The sequence below is a fragment of the Woodsholea maritima DSM 17123 genome, from assembly GCF_000382325.1.
In the GTDB taxonomy this organism is placed as follows: Bacteria; Pseudomonadota; Alphaproteobacteria; order Caulobacterales; family Maricaulaceae; genus Woodsholea; species Woodsholea maritima.
This window is the reverse complement of sequence record NZ_KB908056.1, coordinates 716,810-736,950: the sequence shown is the minus strand read 5'-3', so window position 1 is coordinate 736,950 and position 20,141 is coordinate 716,810. Positions and strand designations below refer to the sequence as shown.

Below are 20,141 nucleotides of genomic sequence, written 5' to 3'. Positions count from 1 at the left end.
CTTCAATCTCTCATTAGAAAAGCTGGTTCATAGTGAACCAGCTTTTTCTTTGCGCGTTTGTTAAAAGCGCTAAGAGAATAATCGTGTTATGATCTTGTGTCACAAAACTTTGAGCGGACTTCACGGGCAAACCCCAGCATAGAGAACGCTCAAGCCAAGGGTGAAGCCATTGGGACATGCTTTGAAAATCGAAAATGATGAAAAGCATTTGGCTGTGATCACGCCGCGCTTGCGCCTGGTCGCCTTGGATGATGAGCTCGCGCATTTGCAGCGCGATGATGCACGCGCATTTTTCAAAGCCCTCGGCGCGCAATATGAGGTCGCCTGGCCGCCTGAACTACAAGACGGGCGTTTTGGTGAGGCCGAAGCGCAGATGTTACGCCTGCGCCCGGACAATCGCGGCTGGTATGGCTGGATTTTTCTGATGGCGCTTTATCCCAATGCGCCCTTAAGGGCGGTGGGCGCGGGGCGCTTCTTTGGTCCGCCGGATGCGCGCGGCACGTTAGAGATCGAATACGCCATGCTGCCCAGTTTTCGTGAACAGGGGTTGGCCACAGAAGCCGTCACGGGACTTGTCGATTGGGCGTTTGAGCAAGACGGGGTTCACAAGATTATCGCGCGCACTTTGCGCCATCTTTATGCGCCGCGCCGGGTTCTGGAAAAGGCAGGGTTTGAAGATTACCCTCCGGCGCGCTTTCCAGACCCAGACAATCCGGTGATTTATTACGTCCGGAACAAGGCCTAAGGGCCAAGAAGGCGTTTTAACTGGTCGAGATAGTCGATCCAGGCTTTGCGGCCTTCGGCGGTCAGCTTTGCTGTCGTGTGGGGCTTGCGGCCGATAAAGCTTTTTTCTACCAGGACATAGCCTGCCTCTTCCAATTTACGTAGGTGTACGGATAGATTGCCGTCACTGGCTCCGGTCTGGGCTTTCAGCTCAGCAAAGCTGGCATGGTCCACCCCGGACAGAAACGCCATCAGGCCCAGGCGCAGCTTGCCGTGGATCACCTCATCCAGCGCGTTAAGATCAAATTCGGCCATGTTAAATTACCGATTTGGGTTCAGAGCGCATTTGCATCAGGCCAGGAATGAGGGTGGAGAAAAAGATCGCGAGCGCGGTGACGAGATAAACATGGGCGCTCATGACAAAAATAACGCTGGCGATCAAGCCCAAGCCTGCAATCACACCGGGAATGGCGTGTTTGACATCGCGCGCCATCATGGCGGTGGTCAGCCAGGCGATGGTGTAGGCCAAAAGCGCGAAGGGGAGCAGATAATTGAAAGCGATCCCAGGCAATTGACCCGTCGAGACGCCGATGAAAACCCCGATAAAGCTGGCGAAAATCCCGATCCCGGCACTGGGCCAGACACTGGCGATAACACGGTTATTGATCGAGCCAGCGCCGGGCATGGTTTTGACCGTACGGATCAGCAGAAAACTCCCCAATGAGCCAATGACCATATAGCTCAGCCAAAGGGGTAGGAAGGCGCGCGCATCTAAGGGCAGGTAGTGTGCGGCGATGGCCCAATGAATAACCATGGTAAGGCTGGTCAGTCCGCCCCACCAGACCGAGATCCGGCCCCCGACCAGGGGGGCAGATTGCCCGGCTTCGGCCAAGTCACGCAAATAGGCAAGATCAGATTTGGGGGAGGGTGCGGTCATGATGGTGTCCTTGCTTTTGTTATATATTGTAGGTGCTTAGGCAATGGTGGGGCGTTCTTGGGTGAGATGGATGATGCCGGGCAGGACGGCAAGGCTGAAGGTTGCCGCAGCACACAGCAGATAAAAACCAGGCGATGCGATCAGCACCCATCCCGCAATCACGCACAGGCATGACAGGGCGCTAAACCCATAAAGCCAGGGGCGTTGGGCCATCACTCCCACGGTATAAAAGTTGATGCCGTATACGGAGAAGGCCATGAGCGGAATAATGTTGAAGATGATCTTGGGCGCATTGCCAAGCCCATAGGTGAGGCTGGCCCCGATCGCGAAGGCGAAGATCACGAAGACCGAAGCCGACCAGATCGCGCCTTGCACCCGATTGCCCGCTGAACCGGTGCCGGGCTTGTTTTTAATGGTCAGGCCGAGCGCGGCGGAGCCAATCGTGCCGATCACGCCGAAACCTAACCACAAAAGACCGACGCTTTCATAGGGGTAGGCCAGGCGTTGGGTTTCGATCAGCCAATGGGCCAACAGGGTCAGGCTGGCTAAGGCCCCCCACCACAGCGAGAAGCGTCCGCCCAGCAAGGGCGCGCGTTCGCCCGCCTCGGCCATGCGGCGTAAATAGGCGAGATCAGGATCGGAAAAAGTCTGGGTCATTTTTGCCTCCAAGTACTTTAAAAAATAAAGTATCAGAAATTTTGCAGATGTAAAGCGAGATATGAATATGACTCAAGCTACTGATTTTATGGGGTTAAAACAATGTCAGGCTGGGTGTAACCGGGCTCAGCTTAAAATTGGCGATGAAAAAGGCTCTGGCACATTGCCCGCGCCTGTCAAGGGCCAAATAGGAGAGGTGAGCTTTGTGCTCTATCGCGCACGCGGATGGGTTTGGGCGTGAATGGCCACCAAGCGGCTCATCTCCACATCAGCATAAACCTGGGTGGAGGACAAGCTGGCATGGCCCAGCAATTCCTGGATGGTGCGCAAATCTCCGCCATTGGCCAAGAGATGCGTGGCGAAGGAATGGCGTAGCGCATGGGGCGTGGCGCTGGCCGGTAAGCCCAATCGGCTACGCAGGGTTTGCATCACCAATTGCACCGCGCGCGGGGTTAGCGCCCCACCGCGAAGGGCGCGAAACAGCGGGCCATCCTGCGTCAGGTCAAAGGGGCAGGCTTCGACATAGGCGGCGATGGCCTCGCGCACGATGGGTAGAACCGGACAGATCCGGGTCTTGCCGCCTTTACCGGTGATCGCGATCACCTCGCCTAAGGGGTAATCCGCGGTGGAAAGCGAAAGCGCCTCAGAAATGCGCAAGCCACAGCCATACAGCAGGGTCAGAACCGCCTGATCGCGTGCGCCAATCCAGGGCAGTTTTGCCGCCTCACTGGTTTCAGTGATCATCGCCTTTGCGCCGGTGACGCTGACGGGCTTGGGCTTACCGATTTGGGCCTTGGGCGCTTCGATCAAGGTCAGCGCCTCATAGGTGACGCCCCAGCGGCGATGGGCATAGGCCATAAAGGTGCGCACAGCCGATAACGCGCGTTGCAAGGTGCGTGAGCTGACCCCATCGCGGCGGCGATCCGCCAGCCAGGCGCGCCAATCTTGTGGGCTCAGATCTTGGAGGTCTTGTAACGACGGGGCCTTCCCTAAATGCGCGCTGAGAAACTCAAACAATTGATCAAGATCACGGCCATAGGCTTCAAGCGTGCGCGGTGACAGGCGGCGCTCCCCGGCCAGATGATTTAAGAACGCCCCGCGTGCGATCTCATGTCCGGGAAGGGCGCTCATTATTGGCCGTCACGCAGCCAGGGCGTCATGCGCCGCTCCAGCGCTCTGGCAAAGAAGTGCAGGAAATCCGGGGCCATATCCGGCGTATAGCTATCCTCATGCAGGGACGCGAGGCATAGAAGCCCCGCCCGCCCGGCAATGTCCAGGCGCACAATGGCTTCAGACTTGAAGCTCAATCCTTGCGCGCCATAAAGGGCATCGGCAAAGCGGCTATCGACATGGCCCAGGCGTTCGGGTTGTTGACCCAACAGGCTATCGGAGAGGCCCGGCGCGGCGGCGAAAATCGTCAGGGCCTTTTCAATCGGGCGGTGGCCTTCGATGAAAACGCGAAGCGCATCTACATTCAAAGTCTTGGCGATCCGGCCTGAGAGTTTGCGATCGAGCGCGGTCAGGCTTTCGGCCTCCAGCATGGCCAAAATTGCGGCGTGGACCTGGCTTTGGGTGGCCAGATTATCGCGCGCCAGATTGATCAGGGCCGCATTAGTCGCGCGTAGGCGGCGGATTTCGAGATCTTGTTTCTGCCGGGCGGCGGCATTGAGGTCGAGCACCGGCTCGCTCAGCTCTTCAAAAATGCCAGCGGGTAAGGGGCCATCGGTGCGAATCAGCTCTAAATGGGCGCGCTTGGGCGGGCGTGGGGGCTGGCTCGGCTCGATCGGGCCTTGAGGGCCATCGGTGGAATCGCTCATACTTTTGGCCTTTGGCTGGCGAACGAAAAGGGCGAAGTGCCCCTATATGCCTTGGAGCCCATTGTCATTGCGTTAACCGGTCAGTCACGGATATGAAAAAAGTCAAACGCGCTACACTCACACGACGGAATAGCCCCTTATGAGCCTTTTTGGGCCGCGTCAGCTGGCCGCCATCCTGTTCCCCATGCCCTTGCCGGAGCCCTTCGATTATGAAGTGCCAGACGGCCTGGATGTCGCGCCCGGTGATCATGTCATCGCCCCCTTGGGCAAGCGTGAGGCTCAGGGCGTGGTGTGGTCGGTGCGTGACGCAGGCCCCGCGGATGAGGGCCGCAAGATCAAGCCTTTATTGGCGCGCCTGGATGCCCCGGCCTTAAGTGAGGCGGTGCGCCGCTTTGTCGATTGGACCGCGCACTATCTGGTCGAGCCCCAGGGCGTTGTCTTACGCAGTGTGCTGCGCAGTCCCGCCGCGTTGAAGCCCTCACCGGAGGAGACAGTTTATACGCTGGGTGAGGCGCGCCCCACGCGCATGACCCCGGCGCGCCAGCGTGTGCTGGATATTGCCGGTGAAGGCCGTGCGCTCAGCGCGGCCGAACTCGCGCGCGAGGCGGGGGTCTCTGTAAGTGTTGTCAAAGGTTTAGCAGACACTGATGTATTGATCAGTCAGCAGGTATTGCTCGATCCGCCTTATGCTATCCCCGACCCCTATCGTGAAGGCTTGGCGCTCAATGATCTGCAGGAGCGTGCGGCAGTGATCTTGCGGCGCTTGATCGCGGCAGGCGGTTTTCAGGCCGCGCTCATTGATGGGGTGACGGGCTCGGGTAAGACCGAGGTCTATTTCGAGGCGATCGCCGAGCTCTTGCGCCGCGACCCAGAGGCGCAGATCCTGGTATTGCTGCCGGAAATTGCCCTAACCCAAGCGATTATGGCGCGTTTTGAGGCGCGTTTTGGCGCGGCCCCGGCGCCTTGGCATTCCGCGAGCCCGCCCCATGAGCGCCGCCGAACCTGGCGCGAGGTTGCGTGTGGGCGCGCGCGCATCGTGGTCGGCGCGCGCTCAGCGTTGTTTTTGCCGTTCTGCAATCTCAAGCTTCTGATTGTCGATGAGGAGCATGACCCGACCTATAAGCAGAGCGATGGCATAACCTATCATGGCCGTGATCTGGCCGTGGCGCGCGCGAAGTTGGAAGGCGCGCTGGTGATTTTGGCCTCCGCGACGCCCTCGCTGGAAAGCCTGGTGAATGCCGAGAATGGACGTTACGTCCATATTCACTTGCCCGCGCGGGCCGGGACGGCTCTGCTGCCGGACATCTCCACGATTGATCTGCGTGAGCATCCCCCGGAGAAGGGCCATTGGCTCTCGCCGCCCCTTCTCAAAGCTATGGCCCACGCCTTGGAGCAGGGCGAGCAGGTCTTGCTCTATCTCAACCGGCGCGGATTTGCACCGCTGGTCTTGTGTAAAGCCTGTGGTCATAAGATGAAATCGCCCGAGACCGATCGCTGGCTGGTCGAACATCGCTATACCGGCCGCCTGGTTTGTCATGTCACCGGCTTTTCGATGGCCAAGCCGAAAGCCTGTCCTGAATGTGGCGCTGAAGACAGCCTGATCGGGGTCGGGCCGGGGGTGGAGCGGGTCGCAGAAGAGGCCCGTCAATGCTTTCCCGATCATGTGGTGGAGGTGTTCTCCTCCGACACGGCGCGTAATGGGGAGGCCGTGGCCGAACTGGTCGCGCGTATGGAGCGCGGCGAGATTGATATCCTTGTCGGCACGCAAATCGCGGCCAAGGGCCATAACTTCCCCAAGCTGACTTTGGTGGGGGTGGTCGATGCCGATCTGGGTCTGGCGGGCGGGGATTTGCGCGCTGGGGAGCGGACCTATCAGACCCTGGTGCAGGCCGCCGGGCGCGCCGGGCGCGCCGATAAGCCGGGCCGGGCCTTGCTACAGACCCATGAACCAGGTCATGAGGCGATTCAGGCCCTTGTACGCGGCGACCGCGATGCCTTTTTAGAGGCCGAGCGCATGGCGCGCGATATGTTGGGCATGCCCCCCTATGGCCGCCTGGCCGCGATCATTTTGTCGGGCCCTGATCCGGTTTTGCTGGACCAAACCGCGCAGGAGATTGCCCGCGCCGCGCCGCTGACAGAAGGGGTGGAGATTTTCGGCCCCGCTGAGCCCCCTTTGGCCGTGGTGCGCGGACGCTACCGACGCCGCTTCTTGATCCAGGCTGAGCGCAATGTCGATGTCTCGGCCTATATGCGGGCTTGGGCGGCGCGGGTCAAAATCCCCTCTTCAATCCGGATGGGGATAGATATCGAGCCTTATAATTTTCTGTGAGTAGTTAAGCGTCATTGAGGCAAGTTGTAGTTCCTATTTCTGGAAATTTAATCTTAAAGCGTTGAGTTTTTGCTTCTGGATCTATTTCTTCGATAGTATTTTTATAAACGAATTCGCTAACATGTATTTTGTCGTTAGGTTTAAAGCATTTTTGTTTCAAAAAATTGTTTTCTATTCTTGTTACTATGCTTGCAATATGAATTCTATAGTAATAAATATTGTTAGTGTGAAATTCGTAAATGTGAGTGAACTCCCCAGCATCCCATTCTTCAATATACCAACTATCGTCAATGGGATGTCCGCATGCATGACCATTCTGTGGTGGAGAGCCTATACAGATAGCTTCAAATGTTTCTCCAAATATCTCAGAGAAGGTAAGATCTTGTTCTTTTGTAAGGTTGAGATCGACAAGCGCGGTGTAGAGGCGATTTTCAGGCTCAGGTGGAATGCAACCCGATAATAAAATCAGCCCAGCACATAACATAGAGGCTATTTTAAGGGGCATATGGTTTAACATTATCATGTGCCTATCAATTTGCCTTGATCGTTTCACTTAAGACGTTGTTTATGAGTGATGGTGGTCTATTTTAAAGATATGATTTCAGCTTAGGCTTGAATTTGCGTCATCCCCGACATCGATGATATCTGGGGGATCATTCTTTACGAAGTGATGGATTGCCAGATGTGGAGCATCGGCAATGACGAGGGTCTATAGTCCCTAAATACCAGACACCTATTTAGGGTCTATAGTCCCTAAATAGGTGTCTGGGCAACCGGCCCATTGGGCCGCATGCGTGATGCCCCCCGCAGTGTAGCGAAGAAATGTCTAAGAACATGTCACCCCAAACTTGATTTGGGGTCCATGCCGAAAGGCGCGCGCTAGGCTGTGCTCAATCAGAATATCAAGCCCAAGTGTGCGGGCTGATCGCCCGATTATCCTCCCCTGTTTACGGGGGAGGTGGCCGGAACGGCCGGAGGGGGTAACTTTTTTGGAGACGACCCTCGCTTCGCAGAGGCAGCAAAAAAAGAGTTGTCATCCCGTAGAAGCGTAGCGCACATCCGGGATCTATAAACTTTGCCATAAAACTCAATAGATCCCCGATCAAGTCGGGGATGACAGATTTTCATGAGATCCTCGCTTCGCTGCGGGCGCGCACCTTTTATTTGTCCTATCGCCTGTCGGCTATTTGAGGACATTTGCGCTTGCGGGCTGATCGCCCGATATGTCCTCCCCTGTTTACGGGGGAGGTGGCCGGAACGGCTGGAGGGGGCGATTTTTGTGATAAATCCTCGCTCCGCTGTGGGCGGACGGTCGTCCTTGCGAACCCTACCGGGTTCGATGGGCCTCGGATCAAGTCCGGGGCCGCGTGATCGTTGAGTATAAGCGCGTTCCCGGCCTTGAGCCGGGATCTATGCCCCCTCAGTCAGCTTCGCTGACAGCCCCCCGTAAACAGGGCAGCATATGCGCTGTGTCATGCCAGACTTGATCTGGCATCCATGGCGTGACCTTGCATCGTGATTTGCCCTACCAGAATCAAGCTCAACCCGCCCGGCATGGACCCCAAATCAAGTTTGGGGTGACAGGGTATGATCACTCCTGCCCAGCTTTAGCAGTCATATGCCCCAACACATAAAATTCATGGGACGATTGGCGCTTTTATGCGTTAGGGGGAAGGCCCCATTTGCACGAAGGATGACCCTCATGATAGAGCTTATGTCTGATCCCCAGATTTGGATGTCGCTGGCGACTTTGACCTTTCTGGAGATTGTGCTGGGCATCGACAATGTGATCTTTGTCGCCCTGATGGCGGATCGCCTGGCGCAGGATAAGCGCGCTCTGGCCCGGCGCTTGGGGCTAGGACTGGCGCTGATTTTCCGCGTTCTCATGTTAGGCAGTCTGGTGTGGCTCGCGCACTTAGACAGTGATCTCTTCACCCTGTTTGGTCATGGGTTTTCCTGGCGTGATCTGATCTTGCTGGGCGGGGGACTTTTTCTCTTGGCTAAAGCCACGATGGAGATTGATCACACCTTAGAGGGAGATCAGGACGCAGAAGCCACCGCGAAGAAGGCCGTTGGTTTTGGCGCGGTGGTTGTGCAGATCGCGGTGATCGACATTGTATTTTCACTCGACAGCGTGATTACCGCGGTGGGGATGTCGGATCAGATTGGTGTCATGATTACGGCCGTGGTGATCGCGATGGGGGTGATGGTCATGGCCGCTGACACGGTGGCCGGTTTCATCCGTAAACATCCCACAACAAAAATGTTGGCGCTGTCTTTTCTGCTTCTGGTGGGCTTGGCGCTGGTGGCCGATGGCCTGGGTTTCCATATTCCACGCGGGTATTTGTACTTTGCGATTGCCTTCTCGCTTTTGGTGGAAGTCTTAAATATCCTTGCACGTCGGTCCGCGCGTGTGTAAGGGGCTGCGTCATGACGGCTTGATCGGGTTGCCGGTGGGCAACCCCTGTGCTAGTTGAGCCGCAAGCTGAAGGGATGTGGGCAACCCTTAAGGGGTTTTCGCATACCTGAAGTATAGTTTTTCCAGGCACTTGCGCCATTATTTCCGGCGAGTCACAAGTGCGCATCACGAGAAGAAAGCGGTTACGACGGTGAGCACCGGACAACACGCGATAACGGGTGAAGCGAGCAAGCGCTACGCAAAGGCCCTGTTTGACTTAGCGCTCGAGGCGAATGCCCTCGATAGCGTTGAGCGTGATATGGACGCGTTTGGCGCGGCCTTTGACGCAGAAGAGAGCTTGGCGAAGGCTTTGGCCTCGCCGGTGGTGTCTTCTGAGGAAAAAGGGCGTGTGATTTCAGCTTTGGCTGAAAAAATGGGCGTGTCCGATATTATAAAGAATTATGTGCGTGTTGTGGCGCAAAATGGGCGTGCGGGTCTCTTGCAAGAGACCATAACCGCCTTTAAAGCGCGCCTGGCAACGCACCGCGGCGCAGTTACAGCAGATGTAACCAGCGCAGATGCTTTGACCGCCACTCAGCTGAAAGAGTTGGGTGCGGCATTGAAGAACGCCCTCGGGCGTGACGTTGAGATCCGTACGCAAGTACGGGAAGATCTAATTGGCGGACTTATCATCCAGGTAGGTTCACGTATGTTCGACTCCTCTCTTAGCACTAAGCTAGAGCGGATGCGCAACGCGATGAAAGAGGCTTGAGGCCATGGACATCCGGGCGGCGGAAATCTCCGCGATCCTGAAAGAGCAAATCAAGAATTTCGGCGCTGAAGCTGAGGTGTCTGACGTAGGTCAAGTACTGTCCGTAGGTGACGGTATTGCGCGCGTTTACGGCCTCGATCAAGTGAGGGCCGGTGAGTTGGTTGAGTTTCCTGGTGGCGTCAAAGGTATGGCGCTGAACCTGGAGCGCGACAATGTCGGTTGCGTGATCTTCGGTGAAGACCGGGGTATCAAAGAAGGCGACACCGTCAAGCGCTTGGGCTCAATCGTTGACGCCCCTGTGGGCCGTGGCCTTCTGGGCCGCGTTGTCAACGCGCTGGGCGAGCCGATCGATGGCAAGGGTCCGATCCAAGATGTGGCTGAACGCCGCCGCGTGGACGTGAAGGCCCCTGGCATTCTGCCGCGTAAATCTGTGCACGAGCCAATGGCTACCGGCATCAAGGCGATTGACGCCATGATCCCTGTTGGTCGCGGTCAGCGCGAGCTGATCATTGGTGACCGCCAGACCGGTAAGACCGCGATTGCGATCGACACCATCTTGAACCAAAAGCAAATCAACCAAGGCGATGATGAGAGCTCTAAGCTCTACACCATCTATGTTGCTGTCGGCCAAAAGCGCTCGACCGTGGCTCAGATCGTGAAAACCTTGGAAGAAAACGGGGCCATGGAATATTCAATCGTGGTCGCTGCGACCGCGTCTGATCCAGCACCGATGCAGTTCCTGGCCCCCTTCACTGCGTGTGCGATGGGCGAATACTTCCGCGATAACGGCATGCATGCCCTGATCGTGTATGATGATTTGTCTAAGCAGGCTGTGGCTTATCGTCAGATGTCTTTGCTGCTGCGTCGTCCGCCAGGACGTGAAGCTTATCCAGGGGACGTGTTCTATCTACACTCTCGCCTGTTGGAGCGTGCGGCGAAGTTGAACGAAGATTTCGGTTCGGGCTCTTTGACGGCTTTGCCGGTCATTGAAACCCAGGCCAATGACGTTTCGGCCTACATCCCAACCAATGTGATTTCGATCACCGATGGTCAGATCTTCCTGGAAACTGACCTGTTCTACCAAGGTATTCGTCCAGCTGTGAACGTGGGTATTTCGGTATCTCGCGTGGGTTCAGCGGCGCAAACCAAGGCGATGAAACAGGTTGCCGGTAAGATGAAGGGTGAGCTGGCGCAGTACCGCGAAATGGCGGCCTTCGCACAGTTCGGCTCTGATCTGGATGCTGCGACCCAGGCTCTGTTGAACCGCGGTGCGCGTCTGACCGAATTGCTCAAACAGCCTCAATTCTCGCCTTTGGCGATGGAAGAGCAGGTCTGTGTGATTTATGCCGGTACCCGTGGGTATTTGGACAAAATCGCAACGGCTGATGTGGGCCGCTTTGAAGCTGAGCTTCTGCGTCACCTGCATGCTGAGAAGTCTGGTCTTCTTGATGCGATCCGTACCGAGAAGAAACTGACCGATGAGTCTGAAGCGGATCTGAAAGCGACTTTGGAAGCTTTCACGGCACGCTTTGCGTAAAAGCGACCATCGGGTAGGAGGCCTCTAATATGGCAAGCCTAAAAGATCTCAAGAACCGAATTGGTTCGGTCAAATCGACCCAAAAGATCACCAAGGCGATGCAAATGGTGGCCGCGGCGAAATTGCGTCGTGCGCAAGAGGCGGCTGAAGCCAGTCGCCCTTATGCCGAGCGCATGTCGGCTGTGATGGCTAATCTGTCGGCGTCGATGGATAGCCCTGATGCGCCCCGCCTATTGGTGGGTACCGGTCAGCAGGAGAGCTATCTTCTGGTTGTTGCCACGGCAGATCGCGGTCTATGCGGTGGATTTAACACCAATATCGCGCGCATGGCGCGTGAGCGTATCGCGCAATTATTGCGTGATGGCAAAGAGGTGAAAATCCTGTGCGTGGGTAAGAAAGGGGCTGATCAGCTCAAGCGCCTTTATGGCAAGCTGATCATGAAGGTCATCGAACTGCGCAGCGCTAAAAACATCGATGGGACGATTGCCGGCGATATCGGCACGCAAATCCGCACCTTGTTTGAGCAAGGTGAGTTTGATGTCTGTCAGATCATCTCGTCTCAATTCATCTCAGTGATTGCGCAAAAGCCACGGGTTCAAACCTTGATCCCGGCCCGCGAAGCCATTGACAGCTCTGTTGCCCGCCCTGACCTCAAAGGCGCTCTTTATGAGTACGAGCCGGACGAGGAAAGCATTTTGGCGACCTTGCTGCCCCGCTATGTCGATACGGTGATCTTGTCAGCGCTGCTGGAAAATGTTGCCGGTGAAATGGGGGCCAAGATGGCCGCTATGGATAACGCCACACGCAACGCCGGTGAGCTGATTGACAAGCTGAACCTTGAATACAACCGTCAGCGTCAGGCGAAGATTACCACGGAATTGACCGAAATCATTTCCGGCGCTGAAGCGGTGTAAAGACGTTGGCTCATAGCGGTTCGCCGCGATGAGCTTTAGGTTTGATCAAATTCGGCCTTTGGCTTGGATTTGATGTGCGATCAGGGGGCAGCCCTTGATCTTAAAAGGATGAGATGGAGCTTTTGCCCAAGCGGGTGAGTTCCTGATTGAGTGGAAGGGCCAAATTAATGAGCACTCTCAAAGGCCGCATTGCCCAGGTTACGGGTGCTGTTGTCGACGTTCAGTTCGATGATGGCTTGCCGTACATTTTGAATGCCCTTGAAACGGTCAATGGCGATCAAAAGTTGGTCCTGGAAGTGGCGCAACACCTTGGTGAGAAGATAGTTCGCACCATCGCTATGGACGCAACCGAAGGCTTGCAGCGCGGCCAGGAAGTCAGCGATACCGGCGCACCGATTTACGTTCCTGTCGGTCCAGGCACATTGGGTCGTATCATGAATGTGACCGGTGATCCGATTGATGAAGCCGGTCCTGTCGTTCACGAGAAAACCGGTCCGATCCACCGTACTGCGCCTGCGTTCGATGAACAGTCAACGTCTGCTGAAATCCTGCCAACAGGGATCAAAGTTATCGACCTTCTGTGTCCTTACGCAAAGGGTGGTAAAATCGGTCTGTTCGGCGGTGCTGGTGTGGGTAAAACCGTTCTCATCCAAGAATTGATCAACAACATTGCGAAAATGTTCGGGGGTTATTCTGTGTTTGCCGGTGTCGGTGAGCGTACCCGTGAGGGTAACGACCTGTACTGGGAAATGATCGAGTCGGGTGTGAACAAAGATCCAAAGGCCAATAATGGCTCTTCTGAAGGTTCGCGCTGTGCCTTGGTCTTCGGTCAGATGAACGAGCCTCCCGGGGCGCGTGCACGTGTGGCTTTGACTGGTCTGGCGCAAGCTGAATATTTCCGTGATGAAGAAGGTAAAGACGTTCTGTTCTTCGTGGACAACATCTTCCGCTTCACACAGGCCGGTGCTGAGGTGTCAGCGCTTCTGGGTCGTATTCCATCGGCTGTGGGGTATCAACCTACGCTGTCGACCGATATGGGTGCCTTGCAAGAGCGTATTACCTCGACCAAAAAAGGGTCAATTACTTCGGTTCAGGCCGTTTACGTCCCTGCCGATGACTTGACCGACCCTGCGCCTGCGACCACCTTCTCGCACTTGGATGCGACGACGGTTTTGAACCGTGCGATTTCAGAAAAGGGTATCTACCCGGCTGTGGATCCGCTCGATTCGACCTCTCGTATTCTTGAGCCGCGCATTGTGGGTGAAGAGCATTACGAAACGGCCCGCCGTGTTCAGGAAATCCTGCAACGCTATAAGGCTCTGCAAGACATCATCGCCATCTTGGGCATGGATGAATTGTCTGAAGCCGACAGGCTGGTCGTGGCCCGCGCGCGTAAGATCGAGCGTTTCTTGTCACAGCCGTTTGACGTGGCTGAGGTCTTCACTGGCTTCCCAGGCATCCAGGTGCCTGTGGCTGACACCGTGAAGGGCTTTAAGGCCGTATGTGACGGTGAATATGACCACCTGCCTGAGCAAGCGTTCTACATGGTTGGTACCATTGAAGACGCTGTGAAAAAGGCTGAGAAACTGGCCGCTGAGGCGGCATAAGAGGGTTGGGGCTGATGATTGCTCATCGGCCCCAAATCTTCACGGGCCCATCAATGATGTGTGCCCGTGGTCCGGTGCACCGGTAGATGAGACATCACTAACGGTGTATAAGGGACATGTCGTCGGGTTTTGTAATCCCGGCTGTCGAGATAAGTTTGAGGCCGCCCTCACGCATTTTGATGCGGCGATCGGTGCCTTAGAGGAAAAGCGTGATGGGTGAAAAGCTTCATTTCGATCTGGTAGCTCCAGAAAAGCGCCTGTTTCAGGGTGAGGTTGACATGGTGGTTGCGCCCGGTTCGGAAGGCGATTTTACCGTTCTTCCTGATCATGCGCCTTTCATGTCTGCAATCCGTTCTGGCGCGATTGAGATCCATAAAGACGGTGCGGTTGAAAAGACCTTCATTCATGGGGGCTTTGCAGAAGTCACTCCTGAAGGTTTGACGATTTTGGCCGAAGAGGCCATTCGTTTGAATGATATCGACCAGGCTTGGTTGGATCAGGAATTGAAAAACACCAAGGAAGATGTTCAAGACGCTAAGGATGACAGCGCGCGCAATATCGCTCAGCAAAAGCTGGCGAAATTGGAGGCGATGAAGTCGGCTCTGGCGAACGCTTAAGGCGCTTCTGGTTTGTGATTTCAAAAAAGCCGCTGAGGGTTCAGCGGCTTTTTTTATGCCGCATACGCCTTAAACGCCTCAGCAACCGCTTCATAGACCGGGCGTTTCCACGGGATGATCCGCTCTAGCGCGGTCTCCACACCTTCCCAGGCGAAGGCCTCAAACTCTTGAGGAGGGACGGCTTTGAGATCGAAATCACGATCATCGCCCAAGAAGCGCAGGGCTAGCCATTTCTGCTTTTGCCCAATCCAGGGACGGTCTGGGCGTTTGGCCAAAACTTCTGGCGGGAAATCATAGGTGATCCAGTCCTGGGTCTCGCCCAGATAGCTGACTTTGTCTTCGCGAATGCCGGTTTCTTCGTAAAGCTCGCGCAGGCCCGCCGTGCGCAGATCCTCACCCTGATCCATACCCCCCTGGGGCCATTGCCAGACATAGGGGCCGGCTTCACCCTTACGCTTACCCAACCAGGTCAGGCCCTGATCATTGATCAAGACAATTCCGGCATTGGGGCGATAGCGGTTGAGATCTTTAGTGATGGTCGTCTCCATGGTTTTGCGCCGCTGGCGCTTCACCATGGGGGGTATCATGACTGTCATCGCCATGGCCAGTCTCGCCGTCATGGGACGCACGATCAGGATGGCGCATGGTGACAATGTAGGAGACGGGCGCGAGTTGATAACCGCCAAGCTCCAGCCCGTGAATCCAGCTTTTCACCGCTTGCACAGTGGCCGGATAGGCAAAGCCAGAGCCATAGGCTTGACCGTTTTGCAGCGCCAAAGCTTCGAGCTCTAATAAGCGTTGATCAATCGCTTGCGGGGAAGGATTGGAATCCAACACCCGATCTGCAACGGCCAGCATGGCATGGGCGCGTTCGCCGGCACGGGTCAAATTGGCCTGACGCCCAGACCCGTCGTGAAGGACATTGAGGCCGCGGCGCTCCAGCTCGGTATAAATACCGCTCAACGCTTCAACATCAGAGGTCAGGCGTGCCCCCAGATAATTGGTCACCCCAAAATATCCCGCTGCACGTGACAATAGCCAATCTAGCCGCTGGATATTTTCTGCGGTGGGTGCACCGGCGCGCAAGGTGTGGGGGCCTGGGTCATTATTGGGATAATCAAAGGGCTCCATCGGCAGTTCTAAGACCACTTCATGACCGGCGGCGCGGGCCTGATCAATCCAGCTTTGGAGATTATTGACATAGGGCACGAAGGAAAGCGTGACCTCAGGGGGCAGCTCATTAATTGCGGCTTCGGTGAAGGCACGATTTAGCCCCAGACCGCCGATAATAATGCCCACGACGGGCCGGTTAGGTTCGGCGGTGAAGGGATGAGCATAGGCCTCAGACGGGCGCTGGCCATCAGGCGCGATTTTGGGTAAAGGCCCACCGGGGCCTGGCTCGAACAGCCCCGCATAGGGTACAGCGCGCGCTGCGCCGTGCGAGACGGGTGTGCTATGGTCGGGGGGCGGGGTGTCGATATCATGAACGCCGGGCAAGGTGGGCTCATGGCTGGTATCCTCATGAAATTCTACCGCGCCATGGGGGTCGGGCGTAGCGTGCGGATCGGCTGCGGCCTGATGGCTTTCTTCAAGGCGATCAAGGGCTTGACGCGAGCCAACTTCGACACCGCGAATATCCCCAAAGAGCGCCAGGCCCGCGGCAAACAGCGCAAGCACACCAAAGCCAAGACCGGCCACCATGAGGGGGCGCAGGAATGGCGATTGAGACTCATCATGGCGAAAACTGATCATCGCACTTCGCACATCTTTACCCAAGACAAGACAGGGGACTTGGATAGCCTTTCCCCTTTTGTGTCAAAATGGGCCAAAGCCCGGTAAAGAATCGTTAAGATGCGTGCGAAACTTCGCCGCGATCAGGCGGCTCAGCCGGGGAAATTCAGCGTGAAGGTGGTGGTGTCTTCATTCGACACGACAGACAGCTTTCCCTTATGCGCCTTGGCAATTTCGGCGCAGATATAAAGGCCTAAGCCCAGGCCATTGGCACTTATGCCCGTTCCAGCACGAAAAAAGGGTTGAAACAGCGCTTGGCGGACCTCTACGCTGATGGGCTTACCTTTATTGGTTACCGCAATGATGACGCGATCTTCTGTGGTTTGGGCATGAAGCTGAATGGGCTCTGATTTATCCCCGTGGGTGACGGCATTGGCGAGCAGGTTTGCGAGGACTTGCATAATGCGGGGGCCATCACACTCAATTGTGCGGGTGAGCTGAAGGTCCGTCGTAAAGTGCGAACCTGGAAAGGCATTTTGGCATTCTTGTACCACTTGCGCGATGTCGCGGGTGAAATCATCATGCGCGCGACGGTCAAGGCCGATGCCATCGCCCAGCCGGACCCGCGCGAAATCCATCATATTTGCGATCAGTTCGGCCATGCGCTGACCACTGTCGGACATATGATGGAGAACCTTTTGGGATGTGGCGTCTCTTTCGCTGCGCAACAGGTGACGCACACCGGAGAGTAACGCACTTAAGGGGGAGCGAAGATCATGCCCTAAAATGGCTAGAAATTGCTCACGCAGAATGGCTTCCTTGCGTTGTTCATCCAGCGCGCGATCACGCGCTTTGTCTTCGGTGACATCGCGGACTGTGCAGTAAAAATAATTACCTTCTGGCACCGAGACCCAAGAAAACCAGCGGTAAGCCCCAGTTCTGGTGCGATAGCGGTTTTCAAAGCGTAAGACCGGCTCTCCGGTTTTGACCACATCAAACGCGGCCATAGAGGGCTCAACATCATCGCGGTGGAGATAGTCGATAAAGGGTTGGCCCATCATCTCTTTTGTGGCCCACCCTAAGGCTTGATGCCAGGCCGGATTGATGGCGACAAAGCGTCCTTCGCGATCAATAATGCACATCGGATCGGGCATAACATGCCAGCTGCGCGTGGTAATGTAGTCGATGCCTAACATATTCGATCTTTCACGCGAGGGAATAGGCTACATATTATCATGCGCCCAAAAGTGTGGTCATGTATATGGGCAGGTTTATATAAACTTATGTTGAAGTTTTACTTTTCAAAGTTTTGCGGGCGTGTTTGACTTCTGTGAATAGACGCAGATGTTTGAGTTTATTCGGTTTATAGGTGTGCGGTGTAAGGGTCTTTGTTATGAAAGGCGAAAAAAAGGGGGCGTAAAATGTGCCCCCTTTTCAGGAAAATAACAATTTTACCCTCGTGCCTAGTGAAGACTGGCCTGTTGGCGCTCCATCATGGCGTGAAGAACTTCAACGGCGCGGTGAAGCTGGTAATCTTCCCCTTCGGGCCAATCGGCGGGGGGTTGTTCAATCTCTTGAACATCCAGCTCCTCGCGCTCTGAACCATTTTCATTGGTAAGAGCATTGGGCAGATTGGCTTCGGTAAAGCGACGCGGTGCATCTTCTTTGATCTCACGATAAGACACGGCGATGTCCGGTGCGATCCCTGTGCCCTGGATGGAGCGTCCGGCCGGGGTGTAATAGCGCGCCGTGGTCAGGCGCAGCGCCCCATCGCGGCCCCCGCGCAGCGGAATTACGGTCTGCATGGAGCCTTTGCCGAAGCTGGTCATGCCGACAACTGTGGCGCGCTGGCGATCTTGAAGGGCACCGGTGACAATTTCAGAGGCGCTGGCTGAGCCTTCATTGATCAAGATCACCACGGGCACATTGGGCAGGCGCTCACCTGGGGTGGCGTTATAGCGTTGGGTGTCGCGCGCATGGCGTCCGCGCATGGAGACAACTTCACCGCCATCTAAGAACAGATCAGAGATTGAAACCGCCTGATCCACCAGACCGCCCGGATTATTGCGCAGATCCAGGATGAGGCCCGGCAAAGGACGGCCCAGCTCGTCTTGTAACTCCTGCAGGCCTTGCAGGGCGTTATCGGTGGTGTTTTCGTTAAAGCCCATCAAACGCAGATAAGGGATGGTCTCTTCAACCACGCGCCAGCTGGCCGAGGTCACTTCGATGGTGTCGCGCACAATGGTAACGTCAAAGGCATCTTCGCCTTCGCGCGCAATCGTCAAGGTGACAGGCTCACCCACTGCGCCGCGCATGCGATCAACGGCTTCATCAATGCCTGCGCCAATCATCGAATCGCCATCCACCGCGACAATGCGGTCATTGGTGCGCAGGCCCGCATTGTCGGCAGGCGTACCAGCCATGGGCGCAATAATCGTCACCAGGTCATCGCGGATGGTCACTTCCAGGCCCAGCCCGCCATAGCTACCAGATTGGCTGACCTGCATATCGCGGAAATCCTCAGCATTGAGATAGCCTGAATGAGGATCGAGCGATTTCATCATGCCTTCGATGGCATTTTCAATCAGTTCGGCTTTATCGGGGTCAGAGACATAATCGGCTTCGATCCGGGCCAGGACATCGCCAAACAGCTCCAACTGACGGAAGGTTTCTTCGCGCGAACGGTCTTCGCCTTCGGCTGACATGGCGAGCGCGGCGGCTCCTAATCCAAAGGCGACAGCGGAAGCGAGTATGTGCAAACGCATAATAATGTCCTGTATCAGAATGGAGCGGCTCAGCGCTCATCAGCGATATTCGGGCCGAAGCCATGGACGCGGGTCCAGACTTGTCCCCTCTCGACGTAGTTCAAAATATAGGCGCGGTAGAGTTGAAGAACCATCACCAAGCGCACCTAAAGGTTCACCGGCCAGGACAGAGCGGCCCTCTTGGACGTAAAGCGTGCTCAACCCGCCTAGAATGAGAGTGTAATCATCTGCGGTGGTAATCATCAAGACACCATCGAGATTTTGAAATGCTTGGGCGAACACAATCATGCCATCAAAGGGCGCGGTGACGGTCGATCCGGCACGCGCTTCAATCCAGATCCCGTCGCGCACCACATTATCTGGCCCGGCCTGACCGGCGCGCGTAATGATCTGGCCTGCAACTGGCAGGCGTAGGCGCCCGCGCATATCAGAAAAGCGAAAGCCCGCCAAAGGATCATTGGTCGGTAGGGCCGCCACCAGACTAGCGCCATTCAAGCTTTCAATTGGGGTGTCGATCACAACAGGCTCAGTGGGTCGTTCTGGGCGCAGGCGCGGTACAGGAATGCCGGTGGGGGGCTCGACAGCTGGTCGGGTCAAACGCGGATTAAGTCGTGGCTCCAACCGGGCAAAGGCTTCGATCTGGGCGAGCAGCTCGCGCAAATTAGACGCTTGGCGGCCAATCGCGGCGGCCCGGCGGGAGAGGTCTTCTGCTTCTGCGCGCAGGCCCTGCTCCAAGGTGCGACGCTCTTCAATCAGCGCGCGGATATCGCTGTGTTGCGCTTGGGCCTCGGCTTCGGCTTCGGCCAGGCGCGCTTGCTGGGTGATGATGTCTTGGCGGACCTCTTCAAGCGTTTTGAGGCGGTCACTGACGGCGCGCGCGCGCGCTTCAAGTTGCGGGGCCATATAGGCAAGCAGCCCGGCGGCGCGGGCGGCCTCGGCGGCATCATCGGGATTGACGGCGAGGGCGGGCGGGGCGGAAGTGTTGATCCTTTGCAAGGCGGCCAGAACCTGGGCTAGGCTATCGCGCTCCTCAGCCAATTGGCTGAGTAAAACCGCCTCTTCTTCTTCAAGATCGCTCAGGCGTTGAGCGGCGGTTAAGGCGCTTGTTTCCAAACGACGCGCTTCCTCGGCTGCCGCGATCAGGCGGCGCTGAAGCTCATTGATCTCGCGGGCCAAACGATCGGCCTCTTCGCGGCGCAAAAGGCTTGCGGCTTCATTATCTTCGGCCTCACGCTCCAACGCCTCAATGCGTTCGCGATCCGGCGGAGCGGTCTCAGGCTGGGCGCTTTGAAGGGCAAGGGCGAGATAAAGGCTCAGCATGGGCTCTAAGATCGGTT

Annotated in this window: 20 protein-coding genes; 9 read left to right on the top strand and 11 right to left on the bottom strand. The window is 56.3% G+C overall.

What is annotated here, in order from left to right:
• Positions 1-181 precede the first annotated feature (181 nt).
• Entirely contained in the window at positions 182-745 is a 564-nt protein-coding gene (locus H151_RS0103390) for a GNAT family N-acetyltransferase (protein ID WP_169336699.1), read from the top strand.
• Here the strand turns inward: H151_RS0103390 and H151_RS0103385 are convergent.
• The 5 genes from H151_RS0103385 to H151_RS0103365 form a co-directional block, all read right to left on the bottom strand.
• Positions 742-1,038 carry a winged helix-turn-helix domain-containing protein gene (locus tag H151_RS0103385; protein ID WP_019960225.1) on the bottom strand — a complete coding sequence of 99 codons (297 nt, stop codon included), beginning with the start codon at positions 1,036-1,038 and terminating at the stop codon, positions 742-744. The genes H151_RS0103390 and H151_RS0103385 overlap by 4 nt on opposite strands.
• A 1-nt stretch (position 1,039) precedes the next feature.
• The gene (locus H151_RS0103380; protein ID WP_019960224.1) at positions 1,040-1,660 is read right to left on the bottom strand and encodes a hypothetical protein; all 621 of its coding nucleotides are present in this window, start codon (positions 1,658-1,660) and stop codon (positions 1,040-1,042) included.
• A gap of 36 nt (positions 1,661-1,696) precedes the next feature.
• Positions 1,697-2,317, bottom strand: coding sequence for a hypothetical protein (locus H151_RS0103375; RefSeq protein WP_019960223.1), 621 nt, complete (start codon positions 2,315-2,317; stop codon positions 1,697-1,699).
• A 210-nt stretch (positions 2,318-2,527) separates the two neighbouring features.
• Complete coding sequence (locus H151_RS0103370; protein ID WP_019960222.1) at positions 2,528-3,448, bottom strand: tyrosine recombinase XerC; 921 nt, start codon at positions 3,446-3,448, stop codon at positions 2,528-2,530.
• Complete coding sequence (locus H151_RS0103365; RefSeq protein WP_019960221.1) at positions 3,448-4,134, bottom strand: DUF484 family protein; 687 nt, start codon at positions 4,132-4,134, stop codon at positions 3,448-3,450. Before H151_RS0103365 ends, H151_RS0103370 begins: the two co-directional genes overlap by 1 nt.
• A gap of 139 nt (positions 4,135-4,273) precedes the next feature.
• On the opposite strand from H151_RS0103365, the gene H151_RS0103360 reads away from it, so the two are divergent.
• Complete coding sequence (locus H151_RS0103360) at positions 4,274-6,463, top strand: primosomal protein N' (protein ID WP_019960220.1); 2,190 nt, start codon at positions 4,274-4,276, stop codon at positions 6,461-6,463.
• A gap of 4 nt (positions 6,464-6,467) precedes the next feature.
• Here H151_RS0103360 and H151_RS17480 read toward each other — a convergent pair whose 3' ends face one another.
• Positions 6,468-6,980 (bottom strand): hypothetical protein, encoded by a 513-nt coding sequence (locus tag H151_RS17480; protein WP_156823348.1) that lies wholly within the window; start codon positions 6,978-6,980, stop codon positions 6,468-6,470.
• Positions 6,981-8,165: 1,185 nt separating this feature from the next.
• Between H151_RS17480 and H151_RS0103350 the strand changes: the two genes are divergently transcribed.
• From H151_RS0103350 to H151_RS0103320, 7 genes are all read left to right on the top strand, one after another.
• Positions 8,166-8,882, top strand: a complete 717-nt coding sequence (locus tag H151_RS0103350) for a TerC family protein (RefSeq protein ID WP_026353800.1) — start codon at positions 8,166-8,168, stop codon at positions 8,880-8,882.
• A gap of 190 nt (positions 8,883-9,072) precedes the next feature.
• A complete protein-coding gene (locus H151_RS0103345) occupies positions 9,073-9,633 on the top strand; it encodes a F0F1 ATP synthase subunit delta (protein WP_019960217.1) in 561 nt (186 codons plus the stop codon).
• Between the two features lie 4 nt (positions 9,634-9,637).
• Positions 9,638-11,170 carry a F0F1 ATP synthase subunit alpha gene (gene atpA, locus H151_RS0103340; RefSeq protein ID WP_019960216.1) on the top strand — a complete coding sequence of 511 codons (1,533 nt, stop codon included), beginning with the start codon at positions 9,638-9,640 and terminating at the stop codon, positions 11,168-11,170.
• A gap of 29 nt (positions 11,171-11,199) precedes the next feature.
• The gene (locus tag H151_RS0103335; RefSeq protein ID WP_019960215.1) at positions 11,200-12,084 is read left to right on the top strand and encodes a F0F1 ATP synthase subunit gamma; all 885 of its coding nucleotides are present in this window, start codon (positions 11,200-11,202) and stop codon (positions 12,082-12,084) included.
• A 167-nt stretch (positions 12,085-12,251) separates the two neighbouring features.
• Entirely contained in the window at positions 12,252-13,691 is a 1,440-nt protein-coding gene (gene atpD, locus H151_RS0103330; protein ID WP_019960214.1) for a F0F1 ATP synthase subunit beta, read from the top strand.
• Positions 13,692-13,740: 49 nt separating this feature from the next.
• Positions 13,741-13,911, top strand: coding sequence for a glutathione S-transferase (locus H151_RS17870; protein ID WP_040758319.1), 171 nt, complete (start codon positions 13,741-13,743; stop codon positions 13,909-13,911).
• Positions 13,904-14,308 (top strand): F0F1 ATP synthase subunit epsilon, encoded by a 405-nt coding sequence (locus H151_RS0103320; protein ID WP_019960212.1) that lies wholly within the window; start codon positions 13,904-13,906, stop codon positions 14,306-14,308. Before H151_RS17870 ends, H151_RS0103320 begins: the two co-directional genes overlap by 8 nt.
• Positions 14,309-14,361: 53 nt before the next feature.
• Here the strand turns inward: H151_RS0103320 and H151_RS0103315 are convergent, their stop codons facing one another.
• The 5 genes from H151_RS0103315 to H151_RS0103295 all read right to left on the bottom strand — a co-directional run bounded on the left by H151_RS0103315 (position 14,362) and on the right by H151_RS0103295 (position 20,124).
• Complete coding sequence (locus H151_RS0103315) at positions 14,362-14,856, bottom strand: RNA pyrophosphohydrolase (protein ID WP_156823347.1); 495 nt, start codon at positions 14,854-14,856, stop codon at positions 14,362-14,364.
• On the bottom strand, positions 14,837-16,060 hold the full coding sequence (locus H151_RS16815) for a divergent polysaccharide deacetylase family protein (protein ID WP_019960210.1): 1,224 nt from the start codon (positions 16,058-16,060) through the stop codon (positions 14,837-14,839). Before H151_RS16815 ends, H151_RS0103315 begins: the two co-directional genes overlap by 20 nt.
• Positions 16,061-16,191: 131 nt before the next feature.
• A complete protein-coding gene (locus H151_RS0103305) occupies positions 16,192-17,235 on the bottom strand; it encodes a PAS domain-containing sensor histidine kinase (RefSeq protein ID WP_019960209.1) in 1,044 nt (347 codons plus the stop codon).
• A gap of 267 nt (positions 17,236-17,502) precedes the next feature.
• Complete coding sequence (locus tag H151_RS0103300) at positions 17,503-18,804, bottom strand: S41 family peptidase (protein WP_026353797.1); 1,302 nt, start codon at positions 18,802-18,804, stop codon at positions 17,503-17,505.
• A gap of 39 nt (positions 18,805-18,843) precedes the next feature.
• On the bottom strand, positions 18,844-20,124 hold the full coding sequence (locus tag H151_RS0103295) for a murein hydrolase activator EnvC family protein (RefSeq protein ID WP_019960207.1): 1,281 nt from the start codon (positions 20,122-20,124) through the stop codon (positions 18,844-18,846).
• Positions 20,125-20,141: the final 17 nt, after the last annotated feature.

Coding starts and splice junctions, on each gene's coding strand:
- H151_RS0103385 (WP_019960225.1), bottom strand. CDS start 1,038: ATGGCCGAATTTGATCTTAACGCGCTGGATGAGGTGATCCACGGCAAG.
- H151_RS0103380 (WP_019960224.1), bottom strand. CDS start 1,660: ATGACCGCACCCTCCCCCAAATCTGATCTTGCCTATTTGCGTGACTTG.
- H151_RS0103375 (WP_019960223.1), bottom strand. CDS start 2,317: ATGACCCAGACTTTTTCCGATCCTGATCTCGCCTATTTACGCCGCATG.
- H151_RS0103370 (WP_019960222.1), bottom strand. CDS start 3,448: ATGAGCGCCCTTCCCGGACATGAGATCGCACGCGGGGCGTTCTTAAAT.
- H151_RS0103365 (WP_019960221.1), bottom strand. CDS start 4,134: ATGAGCGATTCCACCGATGGCCCTCAAGGCCCGATCGAGCCGAGCCAG.
- H151_RS0103360 (WP_019960220.1), top strand. CDS start 4,274: ATGAGCCTTTTTGGGCCGCGTCAGCTGGCCGCCATCCTGTTCCCCATG.
- H151_RS17480 (WP_156823348.1), bottom strand. CDS start 6,980: ATGTTAAACCATATGCCCCTTAAAATAGCCTCTATGTTATGTGCTGGG.
- H151_RS0103350 (WP_026353800.1), top strand. CDS start 8,166: ATGATAGAGCTTATGTCTGATCCCCAGATTTGGATGTCGCTGGCGACT.
- atpA (WP_019960216.1), top strand. CDS start 9,638: ATGGACATCCGGGCGGCGGAAATCTCCGCGATCCTGAAAGAGCAAATC.
- H151_RS0103335 (WP_019960215.1), top strand. CDS start 11,200: ATGGCAAGCCTAAAAGATCTCAAGAACCGAATTGGTTCGGTCAAATCG.
- atpD (WP_019960214.1), top strand. CDS start 12,252: ATGAGCACTCTCAAAGGCCGCATTGCCCAGGTTACGGGTGCTGTTGTC.
- H151_RS0103320 (WP_019960212.1), top strand. CDS start 13,904: ATGGGTGAAAAGCTTCATTTCGATCTGGTAGCTCCAGAAAAGCGCCTG.
- H151_RS0103315 (WP_156823347.1), bottom strand. CDS start 14,856: ATGGAGACGACCATCACTAAAGATCTCAACCGCTATCGCCCCAATGCC.
- H151_RS16815 (WP_019960210.1), bottom strand. CDS start 16,060: ATGATCAGTTTTCGCCATGATGAGTCTCAATCGCCATTCCTGCGCCCC.
- H151_RS0103305 (WP_019960209.1), bottom strand. CDS start 17,235: ATGTTAGGCATCGACTACATTACCACGCGCAGCTGGCATGTTATGCCC.
- H151_RS0103300 (WP_026353797.1), bottom strand. CDS start 18,804: ATGCGTTTGCACATACTCGCTTCCGCTGTCGCCTTTGGATTAGGAGCC.
- H151_RS0103295 (WP_019960207.1), bottom strand. CDS start 20,124: ATGCTGAGCCTTTATCTCGCCCTTGCCCTTCAAAGCGCCCAGCCTGAG.